Source organism: Sphingobium nicotianae (assembly GCF_018603885.1).
Classification (GTDB): domain Bacteria; phylum Pseudomonadota; class Alphaproteobacteria; order Sphingomonadales; family Sphingomonadaceae; genus Sphingobium; species Sphingobium nicotianae.
In genome coordinates this window covers 157,500-171,665 of the sequence record NZ_JAHGAW010000002.1, presented here as the reverse complement: position 1 = coordinate 171,665, position 14,166 = coordinate 157,500, and the positions used below count along the sequence as shown (strand labels likewise).

At 56.3% G+C, this 14,166-nt stretch carries 10 protein-coding genes; 3 read left to right on the top strand and 7 right to left on the bottom strand.

Features of this window, described 5'->3' with window-relative positions; all coding sequences use genetic code 11:
• Positions 1-45: 45 nt before the first annotated feature.
• From KK488_RS03685 to KK488_RS03670, 4 genes are all read right to left on the bottom strand, one after another.
• Complete coding sequence (locus KK488_RS03685; RefSeq protein ID WP_214621780.1) at positions 46-2,550, bottom strand: TonB-dependent receptor; 2,505 nt, start codon at positions 2,548-2,550, stop codon at positions 46-48.
• A gap of 70 nt (positions 2,551-2,620) precedes the next feature.
• Positions 2,621-5,137: a TonB-dependent receptor gene (locus KK488_RS03680; protein WP_214621779.1), complete on the bottom strand. Its 2,517-nt coding sequence runs from the start codon at positions 5,135-5,137 to the stop codon at positions 2,621-2,623.
• A 152-nt stretch (positions 5,138-5,289) separates the two neighbouring features.
• Positions 5,290-5,646, bottom strand: a complete 357-nt coding sequence (locus KK488_RS03675; protein ID WP_214621778.1) for a cupin domain-containing protein — start codon at positions 5,644-5,646, stop codon at positions 5,290-5,292.
• Between the two features lie 33 nt (positions 5,647-5,679).
• Complete coding sequence (locus KK488_RS03670; protein ID WP_214621777.1) at positions 5,680-6,753, bottom strand: LLM class flavin-dependent oxidoreductase; 1,074 nt, start codon at positions 6,751-6,753, stop codon at positions 5,680-5,682.
• Between the two features lie 190 nt (positions 6,754-6,943).
• Between KK488_RS03670 and KK488_RS03665 the strand changes: the two genes are divergently transcribed.
• The gene (locus KK488_RS03665) at positions 6,944-7,831 is read left to right on the top strand and encodes a LysR family transcriptional regulator (RefSeq protein ID WP_214621776.1); all 888 of its coding nucleotides are present in this window, start codon (positions 6,944-6,946) and stop codon (positions 7,829-7,831) included.
• Between the two features lie 34 nt (positions 7,832-7,865).
• On the opposite strand, the gene KK488_RS03660 is transcribed toward KK488_RS03665, so the two are convergent.
• The 3 genes from KK488_RS03660 to KK488_RS03650 all read right to left on the bottom strand — a co-directional run bounded on the left by KK488_RS03660 (position 7,866) and on the right by KK488_RS03650 (position 11,451).
• Positions 7,866-8,348, bottom strand: coding sequence for a hypothetical protein (locus tag KK488_RS03660; protein ID WP_214621775.1), 483 nt, complete (start codon positions 8,346-8,348; stop codon positions 7,866-7,868).
• Between the two features lie 67 nt (positions 8,349-8,415).
• Entirely contained in the window at positions 8,416-9,927 is a 1,512-nt protein-coding gene (locus KK488_RS03655) for an aldehyde dehydrogenase (protein WP_214621774.1), read from the bottom strand.
• Between the two features lie 69 nt (positions 9,928-9,996).
• Positions 9,997-11,451: an APC family permease gene (locus tag KK488_RS03650; protein ID WP_214621773.1), complete on the bottom strand. Its 1,455-nt coding sequence runs from the start codon at positions 11,449-11,451 to the stop codon at positions 9,997-9,999.
• A 325-nt stretch (positions 11,452-11,776) separates the two neighbouring features.
• Between KK488_RS03650 and KK488_RS03645 the strand changes: the two genes are divergently transcribed.
• Both KK488_RS03645 and gabT read left to right on the top strand, forming a co-directional pair.
• Complete coding sequence (locus KK488_RS03645) at positions 11,777-12,358, top strand: cupin domain-containing protein (protein ID WP_349356842.1); 582 nt, start codon at positions 11,777-11,779, stop codon at positions 12,356-12,358.
• Positions 12,359-12,720: 362 nt separating this feature from the next.
• Positions 12,721-14,016, top strand: coding sequence for a 4-aminobutyrate--2-oxoglutarate transaminase (gene gabT / locus KK488_RS03640; protein WP_214621772.1), 1,296 nt, complete (start codon positions 12,721-12,723; stop codon positions 14,014-14,016).
• Positions 14,017-14,166: the final 150 nt, after the last annotated feature.

The window sequence follows — 14,166 nt, the reverse complement described above, 5'->3', positions numbered from 1 at the left end:
CCGACAGCAGGGACGGACCGTGCTCGGGCCCGCCCCTGCAACCGATCAAAACTTATAACGCGCCAGGAAGCCGAAGCTTCTAGGGCGCATTGGAATTGTGCCGACAAGCGGTTGCTGCGACTTTCGCACGATATAACCACCTGTGGAGCCAAGCGTGTTCGTGATGTTGTTCACGAATAGATCTATGGCCCAACTGCGGGCACTGTCATATGTAAGGCGCACATTACCAAGAAATGCGTCCTGCTGCCTTGTCCACTCAATCCGCGTCGAGTTCAGACCCGCGGGAGCGCTCGATCGATACAGTCCGTCGGCATGAACAGCGACGTTCGCACCGTTATCTAGAGGGATCGTATAGTCCAGCGCAGCGGAGAAGGTGTGCCGCGGGACACCGGGCAGCGCCTTGCCTGCAAGAAATGTCGATGTGACTAGCGGCTGCGTCGAGAACAACGCGCCTGGAGCGAGATCGGAAATAGTAAAAGTTTCCGCGACTTTCGCGTCGGTAAAATTATAGGCGAACGCGACATCGAGAGACCGGCTCAAGCGAAGGCTACTCTCGAACTCCAGGCCTTTAGAGCGAGCCCGACTCCCGTTCACCACAGTGAAGTTGCCCGTTGGGGTGCTTGTCTGGAACTGGAAGTTCTCCAGGTCGATCAGGAATAGGTCAGCGCTGAACCGGAGCGCGCGATTGAACAGCGTCCCCTTCACGCCGACTTCGTAATTGGTCGCCACATCAGGCTGAAACGTCGCATATTTGGGCAAAGATGCATAGACGCCGCTTAGTGGAATACCAGTCGCGCCACCGCGCCGGAAGCCTTCCGAATAAGTCGCGTACAGTTTGACGGTCGGCGTCACGTCATAGGACGTGTTGATTTTGACGACACGATCATTTTTGACAGAATTGCCAACATCGGTGCGCAGAAAGTTCGACTGCGGGAAGGCCGTGGTTTGGGTCGTGTCGAAATCCTGCCAGAAAAACCGAATGCCACCAGTCACCTGCCAAGCTTTTGTTAGATTATAGGTCAATTCACCGAAAACGGCGCGATCAACGAAGACAGTGGCGCGATCGATATTATCATTCTGGTCAGTACCCACGGGTGGCGAACCGATATCAATCAGATACTGGTTATAGCCGGGAATATTCATCCGGAACGCCCAGTCAAACTTCTCTCGCTGGTAGTAGCCACCAATGGTATAGTTGATTGGCTTATCCCATGATGAAACCAGACGAACTTCCTGCGTGAAAATTCGGTAATGTGTCGACGATTTCGCATAAGGCATCATCCGCGGGAAATAGCCGTAATAATTCGTGTAGTTGAATTGCGGCGTGATGAACGGACCAAGAGTATCTGCTCCCGTCGCGGTTCGCGTATCAACATAGGAGGTGGCAGATGTGATCGATGCGAGGCCCACGTCCACCGTCACGTCGAGGCTGACCAAATCCACATTGTTCTCGAACGGGCGGTTATAGAAACTCGTACTTTCGTAAGGTCCGCCAGGCCGGGCGGTGTAGGATCCGTTGGGAAATGCGGCTGGATTGTATCCCGCAGCGCCAATGCCGACCGCGAAGGTCCCGCCCGGATAGTCCGGTTGTGACACTTGCTGATCGCGGGCTGTGGTTTCCTGGTGCAGATAGTTTAGCTGAATATCCAAAGCATCGACTGGCTGATACCGAAGCTCACCGCGCGCCATCCATTGGTCTGCACGGTTTGTGTCGCGCTCTACGGGTTTGAGGATCACACCGCTGCGCGGGTCGCTTGGTATCCGGCGTGTTGGTGCTGTGGTGAATGGGTCACCAGCCACTTCGATGTGGTTGACCGCGTCGATGAAGCCGCCGGCGCGGACATATCCTCCGACCACCCGCAACGCGAGATTAGGCGCCATCGGAAGATTGAGCGCGCCCTCAAGATTGAAGCTCGGATCGGACGAATGTTCGGTCAAACTACCGCCGACATTAACGTAGCCCGAGAACGCATCGAATTTAGGTCGGTTTGGAACAAACCTGATGGTTCCTGCCTGCGAACTCGCGCCATAAAGCGTGCCCTGCGGTCCGCGAAGCACCTCAACGCGCTCGATATCAGCAAGCATGAGCGGAAAGGTGAACTGGGTCTCGCCAAAATAAGTCGCGACCTGCGAGGTCGCGAGGCCGGCGCCACCCTGCCCGCCCCCTGGCTCGACGGCATCGGTGCGGAGTCCACGCAACGTCATGTTATTCTTATTGCCGCGCGATCCCAGTCCGCCGTCAACCGTCACTACGCCCGGCACTGCACGCGCAAGATCGTTTAGACTGAGTGATCCTGACCTTCGTAGAGTGTCGCCGTCCACAGCTGAAATATTGTAAGGAACTGACAGGACCGATTGCGCGCGACGTTGCGCGGTGACAACGATGTCTCCGCCAGGGGCACCCTCGGAGGAAGCCTGTTCCTCCGGGGCGTCCGCGGCCGGCGCTCCCATTTGCGCAAGCACAGGGAGGGACCAAAGCGACAGAAGCGTTGTCGACAACAACCGAACGCTCATGCGACGCGCCGCAGACCCACGACCAACTTCAATCATTTTGCGTCCCCTTCTTTTCGGCAATGGTAAGTTTCTCAGGACCTTCGAACGCGATTTGCGCGCCCCAAGGTCAGAATTTATATCGAGCCAAGATCCCAAAGCTCCGTGGCCGTGCAACGACGACACCTGACAACGGCATGGGCGACCGTCGCGCCACATAACCACTGCCGATCGCTAGATCGTTCGACACATTGTTGACGAATGCGTCCAGGGCCCATCCTTGCGAGCTCTCATAACTCACGCGAAGATTCCCGATGAAGGCCGCCGGTTGTACGGTGTACTTCACGGTCGGAGAATCGAGACCCGAGGGCGCGCTGGTTCGATAGACGCCATCGCCATGAAGCACGATGCGCTTCTCGCCGCCCAAATCGATCGTGTAATCGAAGCTGGCAGAAACCGCATGTTTCGGCACACCCGGTAACGGCGTTCCCGCCAGATAGGTCGTCATGACAAGCGGCGGACCAGGTGGAGGTGAAAAAAGCGCGGCTGGCGCCAAGTCGCCGATGGTAATAGTCTCGGCAACCTTCGCGTCGGTGTAGTTATAAGCAAAAGTGACGTCCAACTGCCGGCTCAACCGGAGGCTAGTATCGAATTCAATGCCACGGGACTGTGCGCGCTTCCCGTTGGTTGCCACGTAATTTCCGGACGGCGAGGTCGCTTGAAACTGGAAATTGTTCAGATCGATCTGGAAAATATCTGCACTGAATCTGATTGCTCGATCCAGCAGCGATCCCTTAATGCCGATCTCATAATTGGTCGCGATATCCGGCTTAAATGTCGCAAAAATCGGCAGCGATGCATAGACGCCAGCGATCGGCACGCCAGATGCACCACCCCGGCGAAAGCCTTCTGAATAGGTGGCGTAAAGCTTGACCGTCGGCGTCACGTCATAGGACGTGTTGATCTTAACCACACGATCGTTTGTGACGTCCGTACCGGAAGCTGTCGCAGCAAACGCGGATGGAGGAAGCTCCGTCGTCGTCGTCGTGTCGAATTTCTGCCAGAAAAAGCGAACGCCACCGGTCACCTGCCAAGCAGGCGTAATATTGTACGTCAACTCACCAAAGACCGCCCGATCGAGAAATCTCGTCGTGCGATTGATATTGTTGATGGCGTCGGTGCCGACCGGCGTCGCGCCGATATCAATCAGATATTGGTTATAGCCAGGCGCGTTCAGGCGAAAGATCCAAGCGAAGTCTTCTTGCTGATAATAAGCACCGATGGTATAATTTATTGGCTTATCCCAAGACGAAACAACCCGAACTTCCTGCGTGAATGTCTTTGACGTTGCCGTATATTTGGTGGTCGGCCGGAGACGCGGAAAATAAGAATAATAGTGCAGGAAGTTTTGGCCTGCAGTATTGAACGATGCCAAAGCATCGCCATTCGCACGCGTTTCAGTTTCTACATAGGACGTTGCAGAGGTGACGGATGCGAGACCCAGATCCAACGTGATGTCGAGGCTCGCGAGGTCTACATTGTTCCTATACGGTCTCAAATCTTGACTGGTCGACCGATAAGGGCCCGCTGCACGCGTCGTATATGCCCCATTGGGAAAGGACGCTGGACGGTAGCCGGGCGCACCGGCATTCACGTCGTAAACGCCGCCTGCCCAGTCTGGCTGCGCAACCTGCATGTCGCGTGCGGTCGTTTTCTGGTGGAGATAGCCGAGTTGGATGTCCAGATTTTCGACTGGTTGATAACGCAGCTCACCCCGCAAAAGCCATTGATCAGCCCGGTTCGAGTCATAGTCGACCGGCTTCAGGACCAATCCGCTGCGCGGATCATTCGGAACGCTTCGTGTCGATGGCGACGCGAATTGATCGGTGCCATCAATTTGCACGTGGTTAACGGCATCGATGAAGCCGCCGGCGCGGATGTAGCCGCCGATGAGGCGAGCCGCGAAATTGGACGCAATCGGGAGATTGAGCGCGCCTTCAACATTGAAGCTCGGATCTGACGAATGTTCCGTCATGCTGCCGCCGGCGTTCAGATAACCGGAAAAGCTGTCGAACTTCGGGCGGTTCGGAACGAACCGGATCGTACCGGCCTGAGAACTCGCTCCGTAAAGCGTGCCCTGCGGGCCACGCAAGACCTCTACCCGTTCAATATCAGTCAACATCAGCGGGAAAGTGAATTGTGTCTCGCCGAAATAAGTGGCGACTTGCGAAGCCGTCATAGCTGCGCCGCCCTGGCCGCCGCCGGGCTCGACTGCATCAGTCCTTAGACCACGCAGCGTCATGTTATTCTTGTTGCCGCGCGCCGCCAGTCCGCCATCGACAGTCACAACACCCGGAATTGCACGAGCGAGGTCGCTGATCGTGAGCGCTCCGGTCTTGCGGAGCGCATCGCCGTCAACGGCCGAAATATTATACGGAACTGACAGCACCGATTGCGCGCGACGCTGCGCGGTCACGACGATGTCGCTGCCCGGAGCGCTTTCGGTGGCAGCCTGCTCATCAGGAGCGCCGGCAGCAGGCCCGCTGGCCTGCGCAAAAGCTGGCAAGGACCAGAGCGACAAAAGCGTCGTTGACAACAGACGAACACCAACACGACGCGTTGAACAACCACGGCTAATGTCAATCATCTCTCGTCCCCTTCGCCTTGCCACCCATCTCTCGTGTCGCGCCAACTTTTCGGCGCCGTCTAGTCAAGGTGAGCATCGTTATTGATTAAAATCAAACAATCTCGATAAAAATTTTTACAATTAAGCCGAATTATTGTATTTTCTTCTAACAATTACGGCTCAACAAACATGAAATGCTTTGTCATGTCGGTGAGTACTTCCCACCGGCCTTTGAAACCTGCTTCGACTATAAAGCTGTCCCCGGTCCCCAGGGTCACCGGCTCGCCACCGTCCCTCGTGATGCGGCATGCACCGGACAGGATGTGGCAAAATTCATGCTTGTCGTACGACACCGAGAAAGCGCCGCGCGTGCAGCTCCAGACACCTGAAATAGTGCGGTTTCCCTCTGTCAGGTGCTGGCGCCAGGCGCTGGCGACCGGACTTCCCTCGACAATGGTCCATCCGGCAGGCGCGCCCACCGACGGCTCATTCAAGACGCGCTCAAACTTAAAGAGATCTGAATCTGTCATTGCATCCTCTTGGCAACAAAATAACTGCGAGTGTCAGCTGATCCGCGCGAGTTCAGGCCCAACCTGCTCACCGAGAATTTTCAGATGACGCTTGAAAGGCTCGGGGTTCCCGATGAAGTCGAACGTCGGCGTTACAAGGACTCCGAAACCGCCGATCTCCTCGTGAAATGCGCGAATGCGCTCAACGAGCGTCTTTGGCGCGCCGACGAGCCAGACATTCCGCGCAAGAAACTCCGCGGTAATCTGATCCTCTGGAACCCCAGGCGCAAAGGCTCCGAGCAAGCCGAACCGCTCATAAACCCGCAACACGAACTCATCATAGACGCGCTGGACCGGCTCGGACAAAGCGAGCTCCAGAGCCTCCTCATCCGTTCGACCGGTAAAGGCGTTCTTGAACAACCGCCATTTCGCGCGGTCAGGCGTCAGGCCACTCTCGGCCGCACCCGCAGCATAGGCGTCCCAATGCCCAATCAGATATTCCGGCGCCAAGTCAAAACTCATCGGGATGTAACCGTGGCGTCCGGCATCCTTCAGGCTCGAAGAGCTTGCGCTGATGCCCGCGATCGCGACCGGCGGATGCGGCAATTGCATCGGTCGCCAATTAGGCCCGCCCCAGAAGGAATCGAAGGCTGGGTAATCGACCTTGAAATGCTTGCCTTCGCGGCGGAACGGTCTCTCACGCGTCCAAATGTCGATGATGAGCTCGCGCGCATCTTGCGTGATTTCGCGGCGCTCAGCCAAATCCGGAAGTCCGAACAGCTGCGCATCAGTTTCGTAACCGCCCGCTCCAAATCCAGCGATCAGGCGACCACCCGTCATATGATCGAGCTGCATCAAGCGATGCGCCAGGGCAATCGGGTTGTGATAGGGGAGGAGATTAGCGCCCGTCGCGAGGCGTATCTTCTTGGTGGTACGCGATGCTGCGGCAAGAACCAGTTCAGGCGCGCAAACATTTTCCCATCCGAGCGTATAGTGCTCTGCGCACCAAGCTTCATGGATGCCGATTTGATCCGCCAGCTCGATGAGACCGATGTCCCAATTCAATCCAGCGGCGATCTCCGTCTCTGGAAGTCGGAACGGAACGGCGAAAATGCCAAGCTCAACCACGTATGATTACTCCTTGCACGAACTGAACACGAGCCAGATTCTAGCCTCCGCGCCCACTCAAGTCGAATTGATCAAGCGGCGGCGATTGCAGATTGCGCAATCCCCTCGTCTCCATTTGCATATGTTTTAAGTTTTGTTACAGTCGGGACAATACAGCTTTTTCGCAATCAATAATTGCACAGGAGGGACAATGGGGCGCCAGTGGGATGGCATCGATGAGGCTGTGGCAGTCGCAGATGCCGGGAGTTTTGTTGGAGCATCGAAGCGACTGTCTGTGTCGACGTCGCATGTCAGTCGCGCAATCGCTGATCTGGAATATAGGTTGAATGTTCAGTTGTTTGTCCGGACAACACGTGCCGTTCGGCCGACAAATACGGGACTAAGGCTACTAGAACAGTTCCGCCGCCTGGTCGGTGAGCGCGACGAGGTTATGTCGATGGTGCGCACCGACGGCGAACCGCAAGGGATGTTGCGGGTTACCTGTTCAGCCACACTCGGCGAGCGTTACGTTGCTCCAATTCTGCAAGAGTTCGTGAAACGCTACCCTAAGGTTTCGATCGACCTCGACCTCTCAAATCGGGTCGTTGACCTCGTCGCAGAAGGTTTTGATCTTGCGATCCGAACCGGCGCGCTCGGCGACAGCCGGCTTGCCCGTGTCCAGATCGGGACCCGCAGACTGCGCACTTGCGCAGATCCTGAGTATTTGGCGACTTACGGTATTCCACAAACAATTGACGATCTGGCCAATCACCGCTGCCTGCAAGCATCTGCAGACACTTGGCATTTCAGGGTCAACGGAGCGATTGAGAGATATCGTCCCCGCGCATCCTGGCGCTGCAACAATGGGGCGGCAGTTGCTGATGCAGCGATTGCTGGCTTGGGAATTTGCCAATTGCCGGAATTTTATTTCCTGGCAGCGCTCGAAACCGGTCAGCTTCAGCCAGTGTTGGATGAATTCCGTGACGACGAAGAGCCGGTGTGGGCCGTGTACCCCCAACAGCGACATATTCTGCCGAAAGTTCGAATGCTCATCGACGTGCTGCGATCCGCCTTTTCGACGTCGGGCATGCTCCCATAGCGACGGGTGTACATGCCAACACTGACCTAGGTCGCTACTTAGCGCTCACGATTGCCCAACTGTGCGAAGAAATCCGCCAGCCATCACTCGTCCGTTGTTCCGTGATCAGCCAATAAGCACGCTCAAAACGAGGCTTTCCTGCTTCCGTCCACCGATTGATTGCAGGAAAAACCAGATAAGCCGTATCACCATCGATCCGTCTCGCGACAGCCGCCTTGATCGTGAGATTATATTTGTTTGAGACGAACGTCTTGCGCTCGGCATCGTTGGTCCCGCGAAGAATCCCGTACCAAGCTCCGAGACCTTCCTTACTGTTCCACAGAAACGGCGCAAAACCATCCGCGACGACGGTGTTCGGAAGAAACACGTCCGTCGGCATCGCCTCTTGAGCAGCATTAAAAGCCTTTTGGAAGCGCATTACCGGCGCAAGAACGGGATCTTCGACCGTTTCCTTTGCGACCGCGGGCTGCACGGCCGCGACCAGAAGAATCGGAGCAAGCGAGTAACGAAGGCACATAAGAAACCCTCCATGTAGAAAATGAAAAGGGGGCTGGTCGCCGCCCGGCCCCACTCGCAAAGTGCCTTTAACCGAGATTGATCCAGACTGATTTCGTCTGAGTGTGGGCGAGCATTCCCTCGATGCACTTATCGCGCCCCTGCCCGGACTGCTTGTATCCACCCCATGGTTGCGTCATGTCACCATGGTCGTAGCAGTTAACCCAAACGATACCGGCCTCGACCGCCCGGGACATCGAATGAGCAGTATTTAGATCCCGCGTCCATATGCTCGCCGCCAGACCATATTGCGTATCGTTTGCGATCTGAATCGCCTGCTCTGGGGTCTCAAAGGACAAGAGAGCTGCCACGGGGCCGAACACCTCCTCGCGCGCGATCGTCATGTCTGGAGTGACGGCCCCGAACAGCGTAGGAGACACAAAATTTCCGCCCTCGAGCTCGCCAGGGACCTCCAACGTGAATGCGGTCTTGGCGCCCTCCTCAGCCCCACGCTTGATATAATTGCGAACCTGTTGTGCCTGTGTCGCCGTCACAAGCGGGCCCATCGTTACGCCCTCAACAAGGGGATCGCCGACCTGTACGTTCGCGCGAGCATAGTCCTGGAAGCGCTCGGTAAACTCAGCAACCAAGGTCTTATGTACGAGCAGCCGCGAACCCGCGCTGCACACTTCGCCCTGGTTATAGAAGATACCGCCTACGGCATATGGAATGACGGCGTCGAGGTCAGCATCTGGCATGATGATCTGCGGGCTTTTGCCGCCACATTCTGTCGACACGCGCTTCATGTTGGATTGGCCGGAGTAAACCATCATCAGCTTGCCCACCTCGGTAGAGCCGGTGAAGGCAATCTTATCGATGCCCATGTGAAGGCCCAGGGCCGCTCCCACTTCCTCGCCGTAGCCGTTGACGACGTTGAAGACTCCGTCCGGCCCGCCAGCATCCTTGAACAACTGTGCGAGCAGGAGTGCGGAGAGCGGAGATTGCTCGGCCGGCTTTAGAACGACGCTGTTGCCCGTCGCGAGCGCCGGCGCGACTTTCCACGCCGCCATCATCAACGGGAAATTCCAAGGAACAATGCATGCCACGACGCCAATTGGCTCACGCACGATCATGTGGAGCGCGTCGTGCGCGGTGTTGGTCACGGCGCCTTCAATCTTGTCGATCGCTTCGGCCAGATAGCGGAACGTCAACACGGACTGCGGAACATCATAGCCGAGCATATCTGCGACCGGCTTGCCCATGTCCAAGGAATCAAGCAGCGCAAATGTCTCCGCATTCTGCTCGATTAGATCAGCCAGGCGATAAAGAACCGCCATCCGGTCGCGAGGCGCCATCCTAGACCAAACACCAGATGCGAACGCTTTTCGTGCCGCACTGACAGCGAGGTCAACATCGGCACGTGTACCTTGCGCAATTGCGGCGATGACAGTGCCGTTGGTAGGGTTGACGGTGTCGAAGGTGGCGCCGCCCTCGGCAGCAACGAATTGGCCATCGATGAACAGCCGCGTTTCGGGACGAATCTCCGAGGCGCGCTGATGCCAAATATTATTGTTCCCCACGACGTTAGCAATGTCAGTCATTTGTCTCTCACTTGTAACTAGAAATGGTCGGGTCAGGACGTTGACACCGGTGCGCGGATGCCTTCGTCTCTAATTTTTTCCGATCAGCCACGCATCGCCGTAAGGCGCAGAGCCCTTCGCATAAGGGCGACCGAGGATCATGTAGATCGCGGCAGTAAGCAGTACGGCGCCAACCCCGAGTGACATCGAATAGTTGGCGTACCACGGAGCGTCTGGCGCCCGCGGCCAAAGGATGTTGCAGATCGCCCCAATCCCGTAAGCAAGGGCAGCAATATTGACCAGAAAGCCCCAGCGGCCGAGAGTGAATTCACCGCTCGGCTGCCAGCCACGCAAGCGCGCGAACAGGGCGGCTGCCACGACCATCTGGAAGGCGATGTAAATGCCCGCGACCGCGAAGCTGACAATCGTAACTAGGGCGTCCTGCATCACGAGTCCAATGAGCGCGATAGCGGCCGGTACAACGCCGGCAAGGCACAGTGCTGCAGTGGGAACGCGAGTTTTCGGCGAAATTTTGGACAGTCGCCCTGCTCCCGCGATCATATCGTCACGGGCAAAAGAGTAGATCAAACGGCTGACTGCAGCCTGCAAACTCAAGACGCACGACATGAACGACACCATCACGACCGCCGCAACACCTTTAGCTCCGACGGGCCCAAAAGCCGACAAAAGCACGTCAGCCAGGGGAGTCGAAGAACGGCCAGAAATGACCGCGCGGATGTCAGGCACCGCAAGGAGGAGCGCGATGCACGCAAACATCGACGCGCCGACACCCACGTAGATTGTCATCCGCATCGCCTTGGGTATGCGTACTCCGGGCTCCGAAATTTCCTCGGCCACGTCACCGCAGGCCTCGAAACCGTAACATGAAAACAGTCCGAGTTGCGCAGCAGCTAAAAATGCGAAGATGTAGTGACTGCCTTGACCTGCTCCCATCGGATCAAAAATCACCGTCACGGGCTGAACTCGATGGAACATCAGCAAATAGCCACCAACAACAAGCGCACCCACCAATTCAGCGATGAAACCAAACATCGCAACTCTCGCCAGGAACTTTGTCCCAGCAAGATTGCAAATGGTCGAAAAAGCGATGAGCGCCAACGCAATCATCGTCCCGAACATCGGCGTTGTTGGCGAGCCGATCAGCATCGAAAGGAATGGCGCAGCCCCGGTCGCGACGGCAGCGATCGTTGAGAAGAGTGCCCACACATACATCCAAGCAGCAACCCACGCCCACTTTCGCCCCACGAGGCGACGCGACCAGGGATATACCCCTCCGGAGATAGGGAACTGCGACACGACTTCGCCGAAGATCAGCGCAACGAGAAATTGCCCGAAACCAGCGATGACATACGACCAAATCATCGGCGCCCCGCCGAGATGCAAGCAGATGTCAAACAGCGAGTAAGCTCCCACAACGGGAGAAAGATAGGTGAAGCCGAGCGCGAAATTCTCGACCGTTGACATGGATCGATCAAACTCTGATGTGACCCCAAGGGCTATCAGTGCGTCGTCGTCGCTGCTCATTGCGTCCCCCGCTTATCTTGTGTTGAGGTAATGTTATTACCTTCGACCTCGAAGCTGGCGCAGCCATTGCGCTCCGTCCGAGCAATTCGACGTAGCTATATCATCATGCCGTTCTGAGCAATTGCTTTGTATTTGCCGTTTTGCATTTTTTTGTAGTAGAGCGCTTCAAGGGCGATGGCGGGGGACAAAATCGGCCGGAACCGTCAGGCGGATCAGGCCTGAACGCATTTTGGCCGACAGAAAAACTGAATAAATTAAGTGCCTTATACCATCACAATAGTTGAGTTTGGGCAGTCATGACCGACCGAGAGGCAGGAGGGTTTGAGTGGCGATTCCGATGGTAGAAGATTTTGATGTAGGAGTTCGCCTTCGCGAAGTGCGCGTCGAGGCGGGACTCAGTCAACGCGCCCTCGCGGAGCGCGCTGGGGTGCCCCACGGCCAAATTTCGCTCGTAGAGACAAATAGGAACAGCCCTTCCGTCGCCTCGCTGCGCAAGATACTTGGAGGAATTCCCATCACTATGTCGGACTTCTTCGAACCCGATCGAACGGAAAACGACAGCGTCTTTTTTGGGCATGAAGATCTAATCGAGCTCACGGCGCGCATGTCCAAAGATTCGGCGCCGATCTCCATCAAGCAAGCGGGCGACGCCCGTCTCCACAACCTGCAAATCCTCTACGAGCGTTATTCACCCGGATCCGATACCGGGGCCTCAATGCTTGAGCACGCCGGCCATGAGGGAGGCGTTGTAATCGCAGGCCGTCTAGAGGTAACGGTTGGATCCCAGCGTAAAGTTCTGGGGCCTGGCGACACCTACCTGTTCGAAAGCCGTATCCCGCATCGCTTCCGCAACACGGGAAAAGAGGAGGTCATCCTCATTTCGGCAGGAACCCCGCCCTATCTCTGACCAATGACGCAATGGCGCCAGATTGCAGGCCATTGCGAACCATTAGGGACGTCCACCCGACAAGAATCGCATAGAAAAATGAGCATTTGCTTTCTAAATGCACATATTCCATTATGCCTGCTCAAATTCAAGCCGCTCGCGGGGCCCCAAGCTGACAGTCAGTTGCGGGCAGTGCCGTCGCGACCGAGCCGCAATTTTTTTAGCACCGAACGACACGCCGTCCGAGGGCAACATCTTCAGAATTTCGTTTAATAACAATAGTTCACCTCATTTTTTACGGGCGCTAAAACAGCATATTTTATGCACTTGCTCACTATTATGAGCGATGATATGTGCCCAACCTAGATTTCGGAGGCCGTAATATGGACAACACTGAAAAATTGGCTCTGAGGCAGCGCGCGGCCGTGGCTAGCGGGGTTGGCACTCGCCAGATCTTTGCGGCTCACGCGGAAAATGCAGAACTATGGGATGTTGATGGTCGACGGTTTATCGATTTTTCGTCTGGCATCGCGGTAACAAACACTGGACACCGTCATCCCAAGGTTATGGCTGCGGTGGAAAAGCAGGCAAAATCATTCACGCACACATGTTTTCACGTAGCGCCCTATGAGGGATACATTGTGCTCGCCGAGAGGCTTAACGCGATGGCTCCGGTTGAAGGCCCAGCCAAGACAATGTTCGTGACGACTGGCGCCGAAGCGGTCGAGAACGCAGTGAAGATCGCTCGGATCTCCACTGGACGACCAGCGATCATCGCGTTCGCTGGCGGATTTCATGGCCGGACGCTGATGGGGATGGCGCTCACGGGTAAAATAGTTCCGTACAAACGCGGATTTGGCCCATTCCCCGCTGACATTTTTCATGCGCCGTTTCCGAACATGTTTCATGGCATCTCTGTGGAACAGTCCTTGTCGGCCTTGAGATCCCTTCTCGCCGCAGATGTCGATCCCAAACGGGTTGCTGCATTCATCGTCGAACCGGTCCAAGGCGAAGGCGGTTTCGTCCCTGCCCCAGCGGAATTTCTCCGCGGACTTCGTGAACTCGCCGACGAACATGGCATCCTCCTCATCGCTGATGAAGTTCAAGCGGGAATGGCCCGAACCGGTAAGATGTTCGGATTTGAGCACAGCGGAGTGAAGCCCGACTTGGTGACGATGGCTAAGGGGCTCGCCGGCGGCTTCCCGCTTTCTGCAGTGACAGGGCGGGCTGACCTGATGGACGCTGCTCACGCGGGCGGCCTGGGTGGCACATATGCTGGTAATCCGCTCGCGATCGCAGCGGCAAATGCCGTTCTGGACGTGATTGAAGATGAAGACTTGTGCGGTCGGGCAGCGGAGATCGGCGCGAAAATTACTAGTCGACTGGAAGAGATCGCACGGCGACAGGGCATGGAGATGATCGGCGAGATCAGGGGACCCGGTGCAATGGTTGCCTTCGAACTTGTGACGGACCGGACTTCGCGCGCGCCTGCTGCGGAACTTACTTCAGCAGTTGTAGCGGAAGCAGAACGTCGCGGCCTCATTCTGTTGTCTTGCGGCACTCGATTCAACGTCATTAGGCTTCTTCCCGCGCTGACCATTCCGGATGAACACCTTAGCGAGGCTCTTGATATCCTTGAGGCCTCTCTCGAAGTCGTCGCGAACAAAACTCCCAGTTGATGAAGTCCCAGGAGATCGACTCACGCGCTCGAAGCTGGTGAATTTATGAGTATTCGATCAGCTTTGGCACCTTTGATGAAGTTCAAACGTCTAGGTCGAGCCGCAAGAAGAAACAATTCGGCACGGCGGTTCAGCTAGCTTCTTGGCCCT